This is a genomic window from Ruegeria sp. HU-ET01832 (genome assembly GCF_040371315.1).
Classification (GTDB): Bacteria; Pseudomonadota; Alphaproteobacteria; order Rhodobacterales; family Rhodobacteraceae; genus Ruegeria; species Ruegeria lacuscaerulensis_A.
This window is the reverse complement of the sequence record NZ_BAABWL010000002.1, coordinates 581,462-599,669: the sequence shown is the minus strand read 5'-3', so window position 1 is coordinate 599,669 and position 18,208 is coordinate 581,462. Positions and strand designations below refer to the sequence as shown.

General features: G+C 58.2%; 18 protein-coding genes and 1 tRNA gene. 6 read left to right on the top strand and 13 right to left on the bottom strand.

Going from position 1 to position 18,208, the window contains the following annotated elements; all coding sequences use genetic code 11:
- Positions 1 to 2: 2 nt before the first annotated feature.
- The gene (locus ABWV79_RS08215; protein WP_353391314.1) at positions 3 to 1,106 is read right to left on the bottom strand and encodes a Gfo/Idh/MocA family protein; all 1,104 of its coding nucleotides are present in this window, start codon (positions 1,104 to 1,106) and stop codon (positions 3 to 5) included.
- A gap of 127 nt (positions 1,107 to 1,233) precedes the next feature.
- On the opposite strand from ABWV79_RS08215, the gene iolC reads away from it, so the two are divergent.
- Genes iolC through ABWV79_RS08200 form a run of 3 tightly spaced genes read left to right on the top strand, consistent with a single transcriptional unit; the run spans position 1,234 to position 3,883 of the window.
- On the top strand, positions 1,234 to 2,202 hold the full coding sequence (iolC, locus tag ABWV79_RS08210) for a 5-dehydro-2-deoxygluconokinase (RefSeq protein WP_353391715.1): 969 nt from the start codon (positions 1,234 to 1,236) through the stop codon (positions 2,200 to 2,202).
- Between the two features lie 8 nt (positions 2,203 to 2,210).
- Positions 2,211 to 3,047, top strand: a complete 837-nt coding sequence (locus ABWV79_RS08205) for a 5-deoxy-glucuronate isomerase (RefSeq protein WP_170353416.1) — start codon at positions 2,211 to 2,213, stop codon at positions 3,045 to 3,047.
- Complete coding sequence (locus ABWV79_RS08200; protein WP_353391313.1) at positions 3,044 to 3,883, top strand: class II fructose-bisphosphate aldolase; 840 nt, start codon at positions 3,044 to 3,046, stop codon at positions 3,881 to 3,883. The genes ABWV79_RS08205 and ABWV79_RS08200 overlap by 4 nt, the downstream gene beginning before the upstream one ends.
- A 58-nt stretch (positions 3,884 to 3,941) precedes the next feature.
- On the opposite strand, the gene ABWV79_RS08195 is transcribed toward ABWV79_RS08200, so the two are convergent.
- The 9 genes from ABWV79_RS08195 to iolG all read right to left on the bottom strand — a co-directional run bounded on the left by ABWV79_RS08195 (position 3,942) and on the right by iolG (position 13,704).
- On the bottom strand, positions 3,942 to 4,700 hold the full coding sequence (locus ABWV79_RS08195) for an SDR family NAD(P)-dependent oxidoreductase (RefSeq protein WP_353391312.1): 759 nt from the start codon (positions 4,698 to 4,700) through the stop codon (positions 3,942 to 3,944).
- Positions 4,697 to 5,503: a 5-deoxy-glucuronate isomerase gene (iolB, locus tag ABWV79_RS08190; RefSeq protein WP_353391713.1), complete on the bottom strand. Its 807-nt coding sequence runs from the start codon at positions 5,501 to 5,503 to the stop codon at positions 4,697 to 4,699. Before iolB ends, ABWV79_RS08195 begins: the two co-directional genes overlap by 4 nt.
- Before the next feature lie 48 nt (positions 5,504 to 5,551).
- Positions 5,552 to 6,733, bottom strand: coding sequence for a phytanoyl-CoA dioxygenase family protein (locus tag ABWV79_RS08185; RefSeq protein WP_353391311.1), 1,182 nt, complete (start codon positions 6,731 to 6,733; stop codon positions 5,552 to 5,554).
- Between the two features lie 47 nt (positions 6,734 to 6,780).
- On the bottom strand, positions 6,781 to 7,680 hold the full coding sequence (gene iolE, locus ABWV79_RS08180) for a myo-inosose-2 dehydratase (protein ID WP_353391310.1): 900 nt from the start codon (positions 7,678 to 7,680) through the stop codon (positions 6,781 to 6,783).
- The gene (iolD, locus tag ABWV79_RS08175; protein ID WP_353391309.1) at positions 7,677 to 9,509 is read right to left on the bottom strand and encodes a 3D-(3,5/4)-trihydroxycyclohexane-1,2-dione acylhydrolase (decyclizing); all 1,833 of its coding nucleotides are present in this window, start codon (positions 9,507 to 9,509) and stop codon (positions 7,677 to 7,679) included. Before iolD ends, iolE begins: the two co-directional genes overlap by 4 nt.
- Before the next feature lie 89 nt (positions 9,510 to 9,598).
- Complete coding sequence (locus ABWV79_RS08170; RefSeq protein WP_170353423.1) at positions 9,599 to 10,417, bottom strand: ATP-binding cassette domain-containing protein; 819 nt, start codon at positions 10,415 to 10,417, stop codon at positions 9,599 to 9,601.
- A gap of 1 nt (position 10,418) precedes the next feature.
- A complete protein-coding gene (locus ABWV79_RS08165; RefSeq protein WP_170353424.1) occupies positions 10,419 to 11,543 on the bottom strand; it encodes an ABC transporter permease in 1,125 nt (374 codons plus the stop codon).
- Between the two features lie 81 nt (positions 11,544 to 11,624).
- Complete coding sequence (locus ABWV79_RS08160) at positions 11,625 to 12,527, bottom strand: sugar ABC transporter substrate-binding protein (RefSeq protein ID WP_234899385.1); 903 nt, start codon at positions 12,525 to 12,527, stop codon at positions 11,625 to 11,627.
- A gap of 163 nt (positions 12,528 to 12,690) precedes the next feature.
- Complete coding sequence (gene iolG, locus ABWV79_RS08155; protein ID WP_353391308.1) at positions 12,691 to 13,704, bottom strand: inositol 2-dehydrogenase; 1,014 nt, start codon at positions 13,702 to 13,704, stop codon at positions 12,691 to 12,693.
- Between the two features lie 341 nt (positions 13,705 to 14,045).
- On the opposite strand from iolG, the gene ABWV79_RS08150 reads away from it, so the two are divergent.
- On the top strand, positions 14,046 to 14,207 hold the full coding sequence (locus tag ABWV79_RS08150; RefSeq protein ID WP_353391306.1) for a hypothetical protein: 162 nt from the start codon (positions 14,046 to 14,048) through the stop codon (positions 14,205 to 14,207).
- A gap of 91 nt (positions 14,208 to 14,298) precedes the next feature.
- Here the strand turns inward: ABWV79_RS08150 and ABWV79_RS08145 are convergent.
- From ABWV79_RS08145 to ABWV79_RS08135, 3 genes are all read right to left on the bottom strand, one after another.
- Positions 14,299 to 14,375 (bottom strand) — tRNA-Arg (locus ABWV79_RS08145).
- 75 nt (positions 14,376 to 14,450) lie between these two features.
- Complete coding sequence (locus ABWV79_RS08140) at positions 14,451 to 14,927, bottom strand: GNAT family N-acetyltransferase (RefSeq protein WP_353391304.1); 477 nt, start codon at positions 14,925 to 14,927, stop codon at positions 14,451 to 14,453.
- Positions 14,928 to 15,239 (bottom strand): ETC complex I subunit, encoded by a 312-nt coding sequence (locus tag ABWV79_RS08135; RefSeq protein WP_170353429.1) that lies wholly within the window; start codon positions 15,237 to 15,239, stop codon positions 14,928 to 14,930.
- Between the two features lie 153 nt (positions 15,240 to 15,392).
- Between ABWV79_RS08135 and uvrB the strand changes: the two genes are divergently transcribed.
- Together uvrB and ABWV79_RS08125 are read left to right on the top strand one after the other, a co-directional pair.
- Positions 15,393 to 17,579, top strand: a complete 2,187-nt coding sequence (gene uvrB, locus ABWV79_RS08130; protein WP_353391302.1) for an excinuclease ABC subunit UvrB — start codon at positions 15,393 to 15,395, stop codon at positions 17,577 to 17,579.
- Positions 17,580 to 17,690: 111 nt separating this feature from the next.
- Complete coding sequence (locus ABWV79_RS08125) at positions 17,691 to 18,098, top strand: hypothetical protein (RefSeq protein ID WP_170724097.1); 408 nt, start codon at positions 17,691 to 17,693, stop codon at positions 18,096 to 18,098.
- The last annotated feature ends 110 nt before the right edge of the window (positions 18,099 to 18,208 follow it).

Here is an 18,208-nt window from a genome sequence, read left to right as displayed (position 1 = left end):
GATCAGAATTGACTGACGTCCTGCCATTGCCGCTGGTTCGAGGACGCAAGCACCGCCGCCAGAACGCGGTTCACCTCATGCCCGTCGCGGAAGGTCGGCCAGAAGCTTTGGCCTGTATGGATGGCCTGAAGGAAATCCTTCGCTTCTATGATGATCTGGTCCTGATACCCGGTGCCATGGCCCGGTCCCTGACAGAAGGGCTCATAGTCCGGGTGCGCCGGACCGGTCAGGATCTTGGTGAAGCCCCGCGACGCCTCAGGCCCTTCGCGGCGGTACAGCCACAGGGCGTTCTGATCTTCCTGATCAAAGCGGATCGCGCCTTTGGTGCCAGAGATCTCATAGGCGTACCCCATCTTCCGTCCCGTCGCGACGCGGCTGAAATAGAGGTTCCCCATGACGCCATTTTCGAACCGGCACATCATCTGGGCGTGGTCGTCATTCGTGACCTCTCCGCCCGGTCGATGGCGGTGGACGGTCTCCACATCTGCCATCACCTGGGTGATAGGCCCGATCAGTGCCATCGCACCGTTGACCATGTGTGGGGCCAGATCACCGATAGTGCCGTTTGCCATGCCCGTCGTGCGCCAGGTCGCTGGGGCCTGAGGGTCGGCATAGAAATCCTCGGTATGTTCCCCTCGAAACCAGGTGACGTCGCCAATCTCGCCGCTGGCAATCAACTGTCGTGCGTATTGACTGGCGGGGGTTCGAATATAGTTGAACCCAACCATATTAATTGCGCCGGCCGCTTCAGCGGCTGCCACCATGGCGCGGCTGTCCTCCAGTGAAGCGCCCAGAGGCTTTTCGCATAACACCGGCTTGCCCAGCGCAATGGCAGCCTCGGCTATTTGGCGATGCGTAGACTGCGGAGAGGCGATCACGATTGCCTCGACCTTTGGGTCGGCGACCAAGGCGCGCCAGTCGCTGGTCGCCCGCGCGAATCCATACGCTGCGCGATACCGCTCTGCGCTCTGCGACGTCGACGCGCAGATCACCTCAAGTCGGGGTCGCAATGCTGTGTTGAACACCGCCCCCACCGCGGCCATAGCGACCGAATGAGCCTTGCCCATATAGCCGCCGCCGACGATTCCAATTCCGATTTTTGGCACTTGCAACCGCTCCGAACATTGTATTTGCAACCGGTTGCAAAATGAGTATCGTGTGAATCGATTCAACGCAAGGACCAACCATCCCTGCCCGCCCTATTTCGCCGGAGGACACGACGTGAGCACCCTGATGGATGGGATCAAAGGAAACCGATTTGCTGTTTTCGGGCGCGCGGGCATTGACCTGTTTGCAGATCCTGTCGGTGTCAAAAGCGAAGATGCCGGCGCCTTTGGAGCCGACCTGGGGGGATCTTCGGCCAATATCTGCGCCGGGCTGGTAAAACTTGGCAGTCAGGCATCTTTGGTCACGTCGCTTTCGGATGACGCGGTAGGGCGGTTCTGCATGAACAGGCTGGCCCATTACGGAGTGGACACATCTTACATCCGCGTTCTGGGGGGTGAACATCGCACCTCTCTGGCGCTGTATGAAAGCCGGACCGAGGATTTCCAGAACGTCATTTACCGGAACGGAGCGGTCGACTTTCAGGTCACCGAAGAAGACGTCGACCGAGTAGATTACACTTCATTCACAGCCGTACTGTCCGCCGGAACTGTCTTTGCGGCTGAACCCTCGCGCAGCGCCACATTCCGCGCCCTTCAAAACGCCCGCTCGGCCGGATTGCCGGTGATTTTCGACATCGACTACCGTCCTTACAGCTGGCCGTCTGCGGAAGTGGCGGCAGATGTTTTGTCGCGCGCGGGCGCGGCCAGCGACCTGATTGTCGGAAACGATGAAGAATTCGGCTTCATGGCTGGCGGTATAGAAAAGAGCTTTGCCAAAGCGCAAGAACTGGCTGGGAAACCGGGGCGCGTCGTAATCTACAAAATGGGTGAAAAAGGCGCAGTAACACTGGCCAACGGACAAGAAATCGAAACCGGCATCTACCCTGTCGACGCGATCAAACCTGTGGGCGCTGGCGACAGCTTTATGGCAGGTCTGCTGGCATCGATCGCGGCGGGGTATCCGCTGAAAGACGCGGTGATGCGCGGGTCGGCCTGTGCGTCCATTGTCGTGTCTAAACCCGGATGCTCTCCAGCCATGCCAACGACGTCTGAGCTGGATGCGTTTCTGGCGTCCCATCCCGGTCCAACGACCTAGGAGGTCTCATGCATATTGCCCCATTCGACAACCAGAACAAACCCATTGTGGATACTGATGACCCGACAGTGCCGTTGAACTATTTCAACATCGTCAAATTGAAAAAGGGCGAGGCGTTCGAATATCAGGTACCCGGATATGAAACCTGCATTGTTCCGGCAACCGGCAGCGTCGATGTCGACGTGGAAGGCGTCCCCTTCCCCGCTTTGGGAAACCGGGGCGAAGACGTCTGGGATGGCGAACCCGAAGGGGCCTATGTTCCCGTGGGTGCCAAAGCGCAAATGGTCTGCGTATCTGAATCCGCCGAGGTCTTTGTAGCTGGTGCGAAATACGACAAGGTGCTGGATCCTTTCGACGTGCGTGAACATGACCTTGTGCAATATGGCAGCGATGACACCAAGACCCATCGCAAGATCAAACATATTCTAGGTCAAAAGCAGCACGACAAAGTGGGCCGGCTGCTGGTGAGTGAGTTGTTCACCGTCGGTCAAGGTGGCTGGTCAGGGTTCCCCAGCCACAAGCACGACACCAACCGCCTACCCGATGAGACGCGGCATGATGAGACCTATAATTTCCGCTTCAAACCCAACTGGGGCTCGGGTCTGCAGATGTTACAGCGCGAAGATAACGCCCCTGGCGATGCTTATCACATCGTCGATGGCTCGACTGTTTGTATAGACACCGGGTATCACCCCTGCTGCGTCTTGCCAGGGTACGAGATGTATTACTTCACCATCCTCGGTGGCCTGACCCAACGGTCTCTGGTGCAGTACTTCCAACCCACCCATGCCTATCAGATCGAAACGATTCCGGGCATCAAAGACATGATCGCCAAGTTCAAATGACCCTTGTTACGCTGAAAGATGTGCTGCAACCGGCCTACGAGCAGGGCTATGCTGTTGGCGGGCTGGTAGCGCTGGGCTGGGAGGACATGCGCGCCTATGTGGCCGCAGCCGAAGCCGAAAATGCGCCCGTCATCCTGCAAGCCGGACCAAGCTGTCGCGAGCATACGCCCTTACCCATTCTGGGAAAAATGTTCCGGCACCTGGCTGAAAACGCCTCGGCCCCTGTCGTGGCGCATCTGGATCACGGCTATACGTATGAGGAGTGCAAGATCGCGCTGGACAGCGGTTTTACGTCGGTGATGTTCGACGGGTCTCGCAAGCCTTTGCAGCAGAATATCGACGAGACCGCCGCCATTGCTGAAATGGCTCATGCGGCTGGGATTTCCTGTGAAGGTGAGATCGGATTTGTCGGCTATTCCGGCGGCGAAGGCTCGAACGGAACTGACCCCGCCGAGGCGGCGCAATTCGCCCGGCAAAGCGGTGTCGATGCGATGGCGATCTCGGTCGGCAATGTACATTTGCAACAAGACAAAGAAGGCGGATTGGACGAGGCCCGCATTGCCGAAATCGACGCATTGACCGAGGTCCCCTTGGTGATCCATGGCGGCTCGGGCGTCCCGGTGGAACAGCGCACGCGGCTGTCGCGCGACACGTCGATCTGCAAGTTCAACATCGGCACCGAACTGCGGATGGCCTTTGGGAATGCCCTACGCGCAGCAGTCAACAGCGACCCAAACCGATTTGATCGCGTGACTATCCTGAAAGAAACGCAAGACCCGGTCGAGGCCGCCGCCCGCGCCGTGATCCGCGCTTTTGGGGCACCACCGCAGAAGTAAGACACACATGGTCAACGGGTCGCGGCCCCCACAAGCCGGATGCCGCGAAAGAGCAGGGTCAGATCGAGCCACCCTCGACCATGAAATTCCCGGCGCTGCACATGGCGGCATCGTCTGAGGCCAGAAAAACCACCATCCGCACCACATAGACCGGGTCGATCGGGTCCGGCAGACACTGGCGGTCAACCTGTTTTGCCAGCGCCTCGGGCGTGACCCACAGGTCCTTTTGGCGCTCGGTCATGATCCAGCCGGGAACGACAGTATTGACGCGTATGCGGTGATCGCCCAATTCGCGCGCCATTGTGCGGGTCAAGCCATGCACGGCGGATTTCGCCGTGGCATAGGCCGGGAACCCTGCGCCACATTCCCACCAGGAATTCGAACCCAGATTGATGATCGAGCCGCCGCCGGCCGCGATCATACCGGGCGCAACAGCCTGAATGGCAAAGAACATGTGGCGGATATTCGTCGCCATACGTTCATCCCAATATTCCGGCGTGACTTCGCGCCAGACGTGGCGATCATCATGGGCCGCATTGTTGACCAGAACATGCGCCGGGCCCAGTTCCTCGGACAGTTGCTCCAGTGCGTCGCGCAGCGCGTCGACGTCGCGCAGATCGCACTGCGCGAATGCATGCTCGCCTTCCAGCTCGGCCAGCAGTGCGTGCCCGGCATCAGCGTTGATATCCAGAAACCCGACTATCGCGCCTTGCTGGGCAAACGCCCGGACGGTCCGCGCTCCAATACCACCGGCGCCGCCGGTAATTACGACGGTTTTGCCTTTCAAACTGGGGTAGTTCGCAAAATCTTGGGTCAACTATCTCGCTCCATGATCCATTCGACCTCAGGGGCCGGAACAAACCGCCACTTGCGCAGAGGGCCTGCCATGACGTTCAGATAGTACATCTCAAACCCATAGGGCGCGCCGCAAGGGTGATGGCCCCGCGGCACGGTCACAACATCGCCATCGGCTACAGCCATCGTCTCGTCCAACTGGCCGTCATCGGTATAGACGCGCTGAATGCCGAACCCGTTGGCGGGGTTCAGGCGGTGGTAATAGGTCTCTTCCAAATAGGTGATGCGGGGAAAATCATCCTCGTCATGGCGATGGCTTGGGAAAGAGGACCAGTTGCCATTGGGTGTAAAGACCTCGGTTACCAGAAGACTGTCGGCGTAGTCTTCGCCCTCCATCGCGATGTTGTTAATGTAGCGCGTGTTGGTACCCTTGCCCCGTTCGGTCAGAGTAATGCCGTCCGGCGCGATACTACGCGCTTGATGTCCGCCTTTGCCAGGGGCGGAACACACGGCCAGAACGCAATCAGTTTCCGCCACCGCCTGCCAGTCGGTCCCGTTGGGCAGGTACAGGCAATGCGGAGGGGTCTTTTCGAACACGTCCATCCGGTCGCCCAGCACGCCCCAGTCCTGTCCGGCTCCGGTGATCTGCGCCTTGCCTTCTACCATGACCAAAATAACCTCGCGGTCGCCAGTCACCTCAGAAGCTGTGTCGCCCGCGCGAAGATGATAGAGACCAAACCCGACATAGCGCCAACCGGCACTGGCCGGGGTGATATCGTGCACCTTACCGCGCGTGCCGAAGGGTTTTTTCAAAAGGTCCGCCATCTCGTGTTCTCCGTGTTGGGCGGGCATGTTCGCCCGCCCGATATTGCCTTATGCTGCCTGTCGGGTTTCCAGCGCTGCAAGCGTCTGTGCCAGCTGTTCTTCTGTCCACCCTTCGGATACCGCACTGCGCAGGATATCGGCTTGGCTGGCGGGAGCGTTTCCGCCAACCGGTGGGTCCGTATCCAGATTGGTCGGAAACGGATACCCCTCGGCAGTGGCCGCGATGGCCGCTTCCAGCTCTGGCCCAGACAAATCGCCACGCTGCTTCAGCGCCACCAGCACCGGGAACGCCCTCAGCGACATGGCGCGCCGGTCGATGGCCTCCATCGCGCGCCCAAAGGCTGAAGAGACCTGAAGCAGGTTTGCCATCCTGTTGATATCCGCGCTGCGGTTTTCGCCCGCCGCATGGAACAGCGCCGGGTTGAAGAAAACGGCATCGCCTTTGTCCAGTGGCAGCTGGATGTAGTTGGCTTCGAAATGATCGCGATGGGCTGCATCGTGAAACGCCAGATAGCCCGGCGCATAAAGCTGCGAAAACGGCAACAGCTTGGTCGGGCCACTTTCGACCGGCATATCGCAATGAGCCACCGCGCCCTGCAAGGTCAAAATCGCTGTCACCAAATGCGCATGGGCCGGGTACCGCGCCGCGCTTTCGGCGCTTTGGAACCCCAGATGATAGTCCCGATGCGCTTGCTGTGCCTTACCACCGGGGCGAACCTGATTGACTTGCGCAGTCATTTGATAATTCGGACCCAGCCACGCCTCGCACGCGGCGGCAATCGAGGTGTTGCCGAAGTAAAGCGCAAAGCCTTCGGGATCCTTCATGCATTGCTTTTGCAGCGCATTCCACACCCGGTCGTTGGCACCCGAGGCCGCAAAGTGATCGCCTTCGCCTGCCCCACCTTCGCGCTCTTCGTCGATGATCTGTTGAAACACCTCCGTCGCCCGGTCGATCACGGTGGTATCCGCATAAGCACCTTTCAGCGCGATCACCCCGGCCGAGCTGTTCAACACCTGCCCCCATTCCGCAAGCAGAGCTTGACGCCGCGCGCCATCCTCTAGCGCAGGCCGCAGGGCACTCATGTCATAAACGGGTACGTTCTTTTCAATGCCCGCCGCATGCGGCACCGCTGACGCCTGTAGGGCCTGAGAGGTCAACACCTTGAATTCATCCAGATCACAGGATTCCCGGTCAAAATATCCGACATATCCAAGCTCTTGGCTTACCATGATTTTCTCCTTTCTCATGGCTTCGGTGTTGCCCATCGGGCGGTGAGTTATGCAGTGATCGTCAGCCCAGCCTCCCCACAGACTTCGACAATGTGTTTGTAACCCTTCTTCGAATACTCGTAGGGTGGCGCTTTGGCGGGGTCCTGTTCGGCCTCAACCACGATCCAGCCGCGGTAATCCATCGTCTTCAGCGCGTTTGCGACGGCCTGAAAGTCGATGCAGCCATCTCCCGGCACGGTGAAGGCCCCAGCAATGACGGCATCCAGAAAGCTGCGATTGTTCTCGCGCGTATCCTGTACGACCTGCGGGCGGATATCCTTGAAATGCACATGATGCACCCGGTCGCCCCAGCGGTTCAGGGTGGCCAGCACATCGCCGCCGCCAAACAGCAAATGGCCGGTGTCAAAGCACAGCTTGACCTCGGGGCCCGACCCTTCCATCAGCCAGTTCACGTCATCTTCGCTTTCGATGATCGTACCCATGTGATGGTGATAGGCCATGGGCATACCCTGATCCGCCATCCACTTGGCCAATTCGCTGATCTTAGCGGCGTAGGCCAGAACTTCATCCTTCGACAGTTTCGGGCGGTCGTTCACCGGCGTTCCGATCTGACCCTGAACGGTGTTCGAGCATTCGGCGTATACGATACAGGGGCTGTTCAGCGCCACGAATTGTTCGACCTGTTCGCGCACAGCCTTGCGTTCGGTGGCAAAATCATTCACCAGCGACGCGCCCGAACACCAACCACCGCAAAGCGCAATGTCATTCGCCTCAAGATAGGCGCGCAAACCTTCAGTATCGCCGGGCATCCGCTGGCCGCGTTCGACGCCGGTATAGCCGATCTCACGCGACTCCTTCAGCGCCTGCTCCATGGTGTACGCAGCCGTCAGATCCGGCAGATCATCATTCTGCCACGCGATCGGAGAGATTCCGATTTTCACGCTCATTTGGTATTTCTTTCCTTGATCGCCAGCTCGTAAGCCGCGCGTTTTTCGTTCACTTCAGGGCGGATGCTGACCTCGGGCACCGCCACTTCCCACCACGTGCCGCCATATTCGGTCGAGGGGTAGGGATCGGTATCGATGACAACCACATACGGCCCCTTGATATCGGCGCGTTTGGCAAGCGCGTCCTCGAGCTCGGCAATCGAGCCGACCTTGACCGAGGCCGCCCCCATCGCCGCCGCATGAGCGGCAAAGTCGATATTGGACGGGTTCTCATGCACCGCATGGTCCAACAGGTTGTTAAACTCGGCCCCACCGGTGCCCATCTGCAGGCGGTTGATGCAACCAAAGCCCCGGTTGTCGGTGATCACCACGGTAAACGAGACACCCATCATCGCGGCCGAGGCCATCTCGGAATTGGCCATCATATAGGTGCCGTCGCCGGTAAAGCAGATCACGTCGCGCTCGGGCTCGGCCATCTTGATGCCCATGGCGCCCGCGATCTCGTACCCCATGCAGCTGAAGCCGTATTCCATGTGATATGCGCCAGGGCGCGGGGCTTTCCACAGTTTGTGCAGTTCACCCGGCATGGTCCCAGCGGCGCACATCACCACCGTATCGTAATGCGAGGCGCGCTGGACTGCGCCCACCACCTGCATATCCGTCGGCAGAGCGTTCCCGTCGCCGGGCGCGTCCGTCAGTTTATCGACCTTACCGTACCAATCCGCCTTGAGCGTGTCCGAAACCGGATCGGCGCGATAGCCTTGAAGGGAAGTGCCCAACTCCTCCAAACCCACGCGCGCGTCCGATTGCAGCGGCATCGCGCCGTGTTTTTCAGCGTCATAGGCGTTGGTGTTCAGGCACACCATCTCGCGATCCGGGTTCGAGAACAGGCCCCATGACCCAGTTGTGAAATCCTGCAACCGCGTCCCTACTGCCAAAACCAGATCAGCTTCGGCGCAGACATCATTGGCCGGTTCACCCCCAGTCACGCCAACGGGGCCCAGGTTCAACGGATGGTCCCAGGCCAACGCGGACTTGCCCGCCTGCGTTTCGGTGACGGGGATGTTGTGCATTTCCGCAAAGCTTTGCAACGCTTCCGTCGCATCCGAATAGTGCACCCCGCCCCCCGCGATGATCACCGGCCGTTTGGCCGCCTTTAGCGCCGCCACTGCGCGGGCCAGCTCACCTTCATCCGGGCGGATGCGGCGCTGATACCAGACGCGGGGCTCAAAGAAGCTTTCGGGATAGTCATAAGCTTCGGCCTGCACGTCCTGACAGAAGGACAACGTGACCGGCCCGCAATCCGCGGGGTCCGTCATGGTGCGGAACGCCCGCGGCAGAGCGGTCAGCAGGTGTTCAGGCCGAGTGATCCGGTCGAAATAACGGCTGACCGGGCGGAAGCAGTCATTGGCGCTGACCGTACCGTCGCTGAAATTCTCGGGCTGTTGCAGAACCGGATCAGGCCCCCGTGTCGCAAACACGTCGCCGGGCAACAGCAAGACCGGCAGGCGGTTCACATAGGCCAACGCTGCCGCCGTCACCATATTCGTGGCCCCCGGCCCGATCGAGGACGTCACCGCCATCGTCTGCGTCCGCCGCTTTTGCTTGGCATAGGCAATCGCGCAATGGGCCATGGTCTGCTCGTTATGGCCGCGATAGGTGGGCAAGCTGTCTTTCACTGCATGCAGCGCCTCGCCCAGCCCAGCCACATTCCCATGGCCAAAGATGGCCCAGACGCCTGCAATAAACGGCTCTCCAGCCTCGTTCAATTGCGCGCCCAGATAGCGCACCAAAGCTTGCGCTGTGGTCAGTCGGACTGTTTTGCCCATTGTGATCCCTTTCAACACAAGGCCAATTTGGCCATTCCAGAATTTTCGTTAAATGTTGGACGCTTGAGCCCAGGGTTGGGGGAACGGCGTTAAACCGTTCCGCCAAGTGAGCCTTCCAGCTGAGCCAGTTCCTGACCACCTGCCATCAGATCCTGTAATTCTTCTGGTGTGATCTCACCACGTTTTGCAGTGCCCAGAGTCTGACCCCGATTGAGAACGGTAAAGCGGTCCCCCACGGCCAGAGCATGACGCACGTTGTGGCTGATGAAGACAACGCCCACACCTTGACTGCGCACCTTGTCGATGGTCGCCAGAACATTCGAGGTCTGACGCACACCAAGGGCCGAGGTCGGTTCGTCCAGGATCAGAATCTTAGCGCCGAAATGCACAGCCCGCGCAATTGCCACCGTCTGACGCTCACCCCCAGACAATGTGCCAACGGCCTGATCCGGACCACGCAGGTTGATGCCCATTTTGCGCATCTCTTCCATGGTGATCTCATCGGCCAGCTTCTTATCGAAGAAGTTGATCCCGGCCACTTTGCGCGTCGGCTCGTTGCCCATGAAGAAATTGCGGCTGACGCTCATCAGCGGAATCATGGCCAGATGCTGGTGCACCGTTGCGATCCCAGCGGAGATCGCATCGCGCGGGTCTTCGAAGTGCATAGGCTTGTCTTCGAAGAATATCTCGCCTGCTGTTGGCTTGTGCACACCGGACATGGTCTTGATGAAGGTCGACTTGCCCGCACCGTTGTCGCCCAGAAGGCAGTGACACTCCCCTGGTTTTAGGTCAAAGCTGACACCAGCAAGCGCAATGACCGAGCCGAAATGTTTCTGGATGTCGACCATCCGAATGATCGGCTTTTGATCCTGCGCGTCGCCATGATGGAACTTGGTATCTTCGGTCATCTCAGCGTTCTCCTGTGATGATGCGACGGATATAGGTGTTCAGGATCACCGCACCCAGCAGGATCACGCCCAGGAACACCCGGAACAGAGAGCTTTCCACGCCGGCAAAGAACAGTCCCTGTTGAACCACACCAAAGATCAGCGCGCCGAGCGCCGCGCCAAGGACCGAGCCATAGCCGCCGGTCAGCAATGCGCCACCGATAACCACAGCAATGATCGCTTCGAACTCCTTCAGCAGACCACGATCCGCACCGGCTGATCCGAACTCCATCACCTGACAGGTGGCGAAAACCGTCGCGCAGAAGGCCGTGAACATGAACATCAGGATTTTGACTTTGTTGACTGGAACACCCGAGTTCCGGGCTGCCTCGGCATCGCCACCAGCTGCGAAAATCCAGTTGCCGAATTTGGTCTTGGTCAAAAGCACATGGCCAAAGATGATGATTACGATAGCCCAGATGATCAGCATTGGAATGCCGTCCACCACCGGCTGACCCTGACGCGTACCCCGTTCGAAAACCTCGATAATACCGTTGTCACCCAGCCAAACGAACAGGCCCTGCCCGACCTTGCCGCCAAAGATAGATGCCAGCCAATCGCCTTCGGCTGCGTCCTTGATCCCGCCGATGATGGTTTTACGTTCAATCGTCTGTGGCAGGTAAATCGTGAATCCGCGCAGAATGAACAGAAACGCCAGCGTAACAATAAAACTGGGCAGGCCTGTTCGGACAACGATGTAGCCGTTTAGCGCTCCGATGGCGACGCATAGGACAAACGTGATTATGATAGCCATCCAGACCGGCCAGCTCATTGTGACCGAGAAAATAGCAATCATCATGCCCGCAAACCCGATCATCGACCCAACGGACAGGTCAAATTCACCGGCGATCATCAGCAGGCAGGCCCCAACAGCAATGATCATGAACTGAGCTGAAACGACCGACCAGTTCATGACCCCCTGAGCGGTGAACATGCCGCTGTCAAAGGCGAACAGCAGGAAAAAGGTGAATACGGCGACAGTGCCGACCATCCCACCCAATTCGGGGCGGATCAGAGCGCGGCGCAGTGGTGAGATCTCTTTGATCCGTTCGTCGCCGCCTGCCGTGGATTGAACTGACTCAGACATCGTTGTCCTCCCTTGCGCGGGGTTCTGAGTTTTGGGGGTACAGCGGGCACGCCCAATTGGTGCCCGCTGTGATTGAGAAGATCAGCGGTATTCGCCCGCGAACTCTTCGATCTTGGTCAGACCGTCTGCGGTTACGAAACCGGGGCCTGAGTTGATGTTGTTGCCCGGCAGAACGCCATAACGGTGGTAGTTGGTCATAACTACAACCGGCAGATAGGCTTGCAGGAAGGGCTGTTGGTCGATGCCCCACTGGATGGTGCCGTCCTTGATACCTTTGACGATTTCACCGCCCAGATCGAATGTGCCGAAGTAGATGTCACCGGCCATGCCGTTTTCCTGTAGCGCCAGAATGGTCGGATCAGCCGAGGTCGGGCCAAGTGTCAGAACAGCGTCGGTGTCCGGGTTAGCCGACAGATAGGCCAGAACCCGGTTCTTGATTTCGGCAGGGTCCTGCCCCGCGTCGATCATCTGCTCGCCCAGTTCGACGCCCAGACCATCGGCGAAGCCCTGACAACGCTCCTGGCTGGATGGCTGTACGATGTAGTGGTTCACGCAGAGGAACGACCCGATGCCATCAGCCTTGGCGCGCTGACCGGCAGCGAGGCCCGCGTCATATTCTGGCTGGCCAACATACATCAGAGCGCCCACTTCGCGCGCTTTCTCAGGCGTGCCGGTGTTCATGATGATAACGTCGATACCGGAATCCACCGCAGCCCGGATTGGACCTTCCAGGATGTCTGGATCGGCCAGCGTGGTGATGATCCCATTCGGGCCAGAGGCAGCCGCCTGATCAATGATCCGCGCCATGTCCGCCAGATCGCCGGTCGGAGGGTTACGGTATTCCACCTCGACCCCCATCTGCTCGCCCGCCAAGGCGATGCCGTTTTTGATCGTATTCCACCAGCTATCGCTGTCAGGGGCGTGGCTGACCAGAATGTACTTCTCGCCCTCCGCAGCCGCGCCGGTCACGGTCGCCAGCGCCATCGCACTGGCCGCCAGAGCGCTTTTTACGAACTTATTCATTTGGTTTCCTCCCATAAGAACAGTTTGTCTTTTTTGCCGGGGTCTCAGCCCCAATCATTCGGACGGACCGAATCTCCTCCACTCCGGAAGCTGACGGAGCTGTTCCCAGTTTCCGTATATCGACTCATTTTGCAACCGGTTTCAAAACATCAGATAGGGTAACTGCCCGACCAGATCGCAGCGAAAGGGTCGCGGCCTCGGCCATGGCTAGGGCGGCCACTCCATCTGCAAGAGTGACCGGCATAGTTGATGAGTGTTGCGCTGCCCTCACAAACGCATCCCATTCGGCGCGGTACGCTGGCATATAACGCTCAAGGAAAAAATACGTTGGCTTGGCACCTGTGACGCCTTGAGCCGTGGATTTCACCACAGCGTTTTCCAATACGTTGTTGGCTTGCAGTAATCCGTCGGACCCCAACAACTCGATCCGCTGATCATAACCGTAGACCGCACGCCGTGAATTCTTGATGACGGCGATCTGACCGCTGCTGTAAGTCATTGTTACAACAGCCGTATCCACGTCGCCTGCTTGTCCGATTTCGGGATCGACGATCGCGCTGCCAATGGCAGAAATCTGTTCCGGCAACTGCCCCATCAAATAGTTCGCCATATCAAAATCGTGGATCATCATGTCGCGGAACAGGCCGCCTGACACTTTGACATAGCTGATCGGAGGAGGCGCCGGATCGAAGCTAGTGATAGATAGCATCTCGGGCTTTCCGATCTCCCCCTGATCAGCCGCAGCTTTAAGGGCCGAAAAGCTGGGATCGAACCGACGATTAAACCCGATCATCACAGGTTGAGCTGTCTCAGCAACCGCCATTTGACAGGCTTGAGCACGCTCCAGATCCAAATCCACGGGCTTTTCGCACAGAACAGCCTTTCCTGCGCTGGTTGCGGCTTGGATCAAATCAGAATGCGTGTCGGTTGGCGTAGCAATGAGGACCGCATCTATCGAGGAATCAGCGATAATTTCTTCAGAACTGGCCGCTTTGGCACCGTATTGGGTCGCCAGAGTATCCGCCGCCTCGGTCACTGCGTCAGAGATTGCCACCAACTCGGACTGGGGATGACCGGCGATTGCATCTGCATGCACACGTCCGATACGTCCTGCTCCCAGTAATCCGATATTTAGCATGGAGGCCTCCCGAATCCTCTTCTCAGCGTAACAATGTTCATTTTTGCAACCGGTTGCAACGTTTTTTCTCGCGGTCGGGGCATCCGTATTGCAAGTCACAAGCTCTACTCAGACTCGATTGCAGATCGAAGATCGAATGATACCTTCACGATTTCAAACGTTTCGAAGTCAGAAACCCTTCTGAAACCTGGGTGATTCTGGTGGCGCGCCTTCACGCTCCCAAAAAACATGGGTGGTGTAAGATCTTAATTTTCAGACACTTACGTATCACTCACCTGAGACGAAGAATTTTTACAAAATTTATGTCATAATGACCCATTGTTTTGTGGGGTGCTGTCAAAATGTTTGATTATGGAATTACATCGAAATTCAGTTTGGGCGGGTTCAATTTCGGAGAATTCGGCGTATCAACCTGGATCGGTCAAATCGTCGGGAACCCGGTTTTCCTGATCATCACAGTGGTTGGATTGTATTTTCTGGCTCGGCTGGTTCTCGCCAAATAGGCACAAGCCATCGCGACAGTGTTGGCAAATCCCCTTGGCTAGTCGCCAAGGGTTCGGTCTTTTTTAGTCAAGACTCAGCCGTCAGATGAAATGGCGCCCACGGGAGGACTCGAACCCCCAACAGCCCGATTAGAAGTCGGATATTCTATCCAGTTGAATTACGTGGGCGCAAGTTCGCTTTTATTGGACAACGCCAACCCATAAGTCAACGCGGTATTTGCGACCCTGACGCGCGGCCGAGTTTCAAGCCTTTGGGTTAAGGTCCAATCGCATGAACGCGCTATTTGGGTCTGCCTCATATCCGTAAATCGGTCCGCAATATGCGTAGCCCAGAGCTTCATAGAGCTTACGTGCGGCGTCATATTCCCCAAGATGCGCCGCTCCGGTTTCAAGAACCAATGCCGAAACGCCCTCGGCCCGCGCCAAATTCGCTAGGTGGTTCATTATCTCGCGCGCCAGCCCTTTCCCCCGTTCAGATGAAAGAACATGTACGGACTTCACCTCGGCGGTGCCGTCCGGCAATGTTTTCAGCGCGCCGCATCCGACAGGCCCGCTGTCGTTGTACACAGCCCAAAACCGCATGTCCGGCCCGGCCAGTCCCTGCGCATCCATAGTATGATTGCTTTCAGCCGGTCCTGCCGTTTCACTATGTGCAAAGTGAGCCTGCACCAGTTGCCGCACACCATCCGAGGTGGGATCAGCCAGGCGAATGTGGACCATTCAGTGCGTCCAGGGCGCGCGCCGGTCGGTAGCGAAGTTCTCGCCATACCCACGTGCACGCAGATTTGGTTTGCGCTTATGCGGCTCGCTGACAATGGCTTCGATACCGTTGTCTTTGGCGTAGTCCAGCGCCTCTTCCTTGGTATCGAATTTCAGGCGCACCTGTGTCTGCGTATCGGACGACGACGTCCAACCCATTAGCGGATCAACCTCGCGCGAAGACGCAGGGGCATATTCCAGAACCCACTTGCGGGTCTTGGCCATTCCCGAAGTCATGGCATTCCTTGCAGGTTGGTAAATCCGTGCGCGCATGTCGCCTCTCCGTACTCGCTTGGCTAGGGGTGTTTATGCGTCAGACGCGCCGCCCGGACAAGCCCGCAATTGTCGCAATTGAAGCGATTGGAAATGCCCTCTTGAACAAGAACAAAAACAGACCAAAATCAGGCGCGAAAGGAATCCCCCCTTATGGCCTATGCACATTCCGACAAGACGCAACTGATCTCTGAAGATGTCCGCGCCCGCCTGAAGCTGGAAGGCGGCAAGGCGTTTGTCATGCAAACTGATTTTGCGCCCGCAGGGGACCAGCCCACCGCCATCAAGGAGTTGGCGGGCGGCGTTCAGGACGGTGAACGTGATCAGGTTTTGCTGGGCGCGACCGGCACGGGCAAGACCTTCACTATGGCCAAGGTGATCGAGGAAACCCAGCGCCCCGCTATCATCCTTGCGCCCAACAAGACGTTGGCCGCGCAGCTCTATGGTGAGTTCAAAGGCTTCTTCCCCGAAAACTCGGTCGAGTATTTCGTCAGCTACTATGACTATTACCAGCCCGAGGCCTATGTGCCGCGCAGCGACACCTACATAGAAAAAGAATCCCAGATCAACGAACAGATCGACCGGATGCGCCACTCGGCCACGCGGGCTCTGCTGGAACGCGATGACGTGATCATCGTAGCCTCGGTGTCTTGCATCTACGGTATTGGCTCGGTCGAGACCTACGGGGCGATGACGCAGGATCTGAAGGTGGGCAGCGAATATGATCAGCGGCAGGTGATGGCTGATCTGGTCGCCCAGCAATACCGCCGCAACGATCAGGCGTTTCAGCGCGGGTCGTTCCGGGTGCGCGGTGACAGCCTCGAAATCTGGCCCGCCCACCTTGAGGACCGTGCATGGAAGCTGTCCTTCTTCGGCGAAGAACTGGAACAGATCACCGAATTCGACCCGCTGACCGGCGAGCGCACCGCGACGATGGAGCAGGTGCGGGTCTATGCGAACTCCCACTACGTGACGCCGAAACCGACAATGCAGCAGGCAATCATCGGGATCAAAAAGGAACTGCGCATCCGGCTGGATCAACTTGTTGGCGAAGGCAAACTTCTGGAAGCGCAACGTCTGGAACAGCGCACCAATTTCGATCTGGAAATGCTCGAGGCCACTGGCGTCTGCAACGGGATCGAGAACTACTCGCGCTATCTGACGGGCCGCGCGCCGGGCGAGCCGCCCCCGACCCTGTTCGAGTTCATCCCGGACAACGCCATTGTCTTCGCGGACGAATCCCACGTCAGCGTCCCGCAGATCGGCGGCATGTACCGGGGCGACTATCGGCGCAAATTCACGCTGGCCGAACACGGGTTCCGCCTGCCCTCCTGCATGGACAACCGCCCGCTGAAGTTCGAGGAATGGGACGCCATGCGCCCGCAATCCGTCTTTGTCTCGGCCACCCCTGCCAAGTGGGAGATCGAACAGACCGGCGGTGTCTTCACCGAACAGGTGATCCGCCCCACCGGCCTGCTGGACCCCGAGGTCGAAATCCGCCCCGTCAGCATGCAGGTCGATGACTTGCTGGACGAGGTACGCAAAGTCACCGCCAACGGGTTCCGTACGCTGGTCACGACGCTGACCAAACGCATGGCCGAGGACCTGACCGAATACATGCACGAACAGGGCATCAAGGTGCGCTACATGCACTCGGATATCGACACGATCGAGCGGATCGAAATCCTGCGCGACCTGCGCTTAGGGGCCTTCGACGTCCTGATCGGCATCAACCTTCTGCGCGAAGGTTTGGACATCCCGGAATGCGGGCTGGTCGCCATTCTGGACGCCGACAAAGAAGGCTTCCTGCGGTCCGAGACCTCTCTGGTTCAGACCATCGGCCGCGCCGCGCGGAACGCCGATGGTCGGGTGATCATGTATGCCGACAAGATCACCGGTTCTATGGAACGCGCGCTGAATGAGACCAACCGCCGCCGCGCCAAGCAGATCGCCTATAACGAGGAACACGGCATCACGCCCGAGACGGTGAAGAAGAATGTCGAGGACGTTCTGGCCGGGCTTTATGAGGGCGACGTCGACATGAACCGTGTCACCGCCACCATCGACAAACCGATGCACGGCGCGAACCTTGAGGCGCATCTGGACGGCCTTCGCGAACAAATGCGCAAAGCTGCCGAGAATCTGGAATTTGAAGAGGCCGCCAACATCCGGGATGAGATCAAACGTCTGGAAGCGGTCGATCTGGCCGTCGCCGACGACCCCATGGCGCGCCAATGGGCGGTCGAGAAGGCCTCGGAAGACGCAGTGAATGCGCGCGGACGGTCAACGGCTGGCAGGCCGGGCCAGCGGGGTGGGAATGTGAAGCGGAGGAAACGGTAGACCGTTAAAGACGTAATTCAAAGATGCCGCGCATGGCGAAATTTGATTCTGCCACCTTGCCCAGCTGCGTTCTGTAGCTAGGTTCAGGTTATGCGAGCCGTTTTGTTATTAATGATCCTCAGCACCCCTGCCTACGCGTGGGATGCAACCGTTGGTCAAATTTGCACGCTTTCGCACGAGACCGACGCAGCAAAAATATTCCTTACCTACGAGCCGTCCAAGCCGCTTTATACAATCACCGTGACCCAATCGAACTCTGATTGGACACAGACCCCGTGGTTCGCAATGCGCTTCGAAGGATCGTCCCCGATCGAAATTGCCACATCCCACCATGTTCTTTCCGACGACGCAAAGTCATTGACGGTTACAAATACGGGTTTCGGAAACGTTCTTGATGGGTTGGAGTACAACCAAATAGCCTACGCATTCACACAGGATCATGTGGCGACATTCTCGCTGGACGGCGCTGCTGACCCGGTGCGGATTTTCCGCGAATGTGCTGGGGCTCAACTGTCCTAACCCATCCGGAATATGACCATTCCTGATTTTTGCCTCAGCGCGTTTCCACGGTATTTAGTTTGATTGTATAAGTCTCGAACGCCTATACCCCGCGCGAGTGTTTCTCGCGC

Excerpts from the sequence above, each read along its gene's own strand:
- iolC (WP_353391715.1), top strand. The coding sequence starts at position 1,234 with ATGGATGGGATCAAAGGAAACCGATTTGCTGTTTTCGGGCGCGCGGGC.
- ABWV79_RS08205 (WP_170353416.1), top strand. The coding sequence starts at position 2,211 with ATGCATATTGCCCCATTCGACAACCAGAACAAACCCATTGTGGATACT.
- ABWV79_RS08200 (WP_353391313.1), top strand. The coding sequence starts at position 3,044 with ATGACCCTTGTTACGCTGAAAGATGTGCTGCAACCGGCCTACGAGCAG.
- iolB (WP_353391713.1), bottom strand. The coding sequence starts at position 5,503 with ATGGCGGACCTTTTGAAAAAACCCTTCGGCACGCGCGGTAAGGTGCAC.
- ABWV79_RS08185 (WP_353391311.1), bottom strand. The coding sequence starts at position 6,733 with ATGGTAAGCCAAGAGCTTGGATATGTCGGATATTTTGACCGGGAATCC.
- iolE (WP_353391310.1), bottom strand. The coding sequence starts at position 7,680 with ATGAGCGTGAAAATCGGAATCTCTCCGATCGCGTGGCAGAATGATGAT.
- iolD (WP_353391309.1), bottom strand. The coding sequence starts at position 9,509 with ATGGGCAAAACAGTCCGACTGACCACAGCGCAAGCTTTGGTGCGCTAT.
- ABWV79_RS08170 (WP_170353423.1), bottom strand. The coding sequence starts at position 10,417 with ATGACCGAAGATACCAAGTTCCATCATGGCGACGCGCAGGATCAAAAG.
- ABWV79_RS08165 (WP_170353424.1), bottom strand. The coding sequence starts at position 11,543 with ATGTCTGAGTCAGTTCAATCCACGGCAGGCGGCGACGAACGGATCAAA.
- ABWV79_RS08160 (WP_234899385.1), bottom strand. The coding sequence starts at position 12,527 with ATGGCGCTGGCGACCGTGACCGGCGCGGCTGCGGAGGGCGAGAAGTAC.
- iolG (WP_353391308.1), bottom strand. The coding sequence starts at position 13,704 with ATGCTAAATATCGGATTACTGGGAGCAGGACGTATCGGACGTGTGCAT.
- ABWV79_RS08150 (WP_353391306.1), top strand. The coding sequence starts at position 14,046 with ATGTTTGATTATGGAATTACATCGAAATTCAGTTTGGGCGGGTTCAAT.
- ABWV79_RS08140 (WP_353391304.1), bottom strand. The coding sequence starts at position 14,927 with ATGGTCCACATTCGCCTGGCTGATCCCACCTCGGATGGTGTGCGGCAA.
- ABWV79_RS08135 (WP_170353429.1), bottom strand. The coding sequence starts at position 15,239 with ATGCGCGCACGGATTTACCAACCTGCAAGGAATGCCATGACTTCGGGA.
- uvrB (WP_353391302.1), top strand. The coding sequence starts at position 15,393 with ATGGCCTATGCACATTCCGACAAGACGCAACTGATCTCTGAAGATGTC.
- ABWV79_RS08125 (WP_170724097.1), top strand. The coding sequence starts at position 17,691 with ATGATCCTCAGCACCCCTGCCTACGCGTGGGATGCAACCGTTGGTCAA.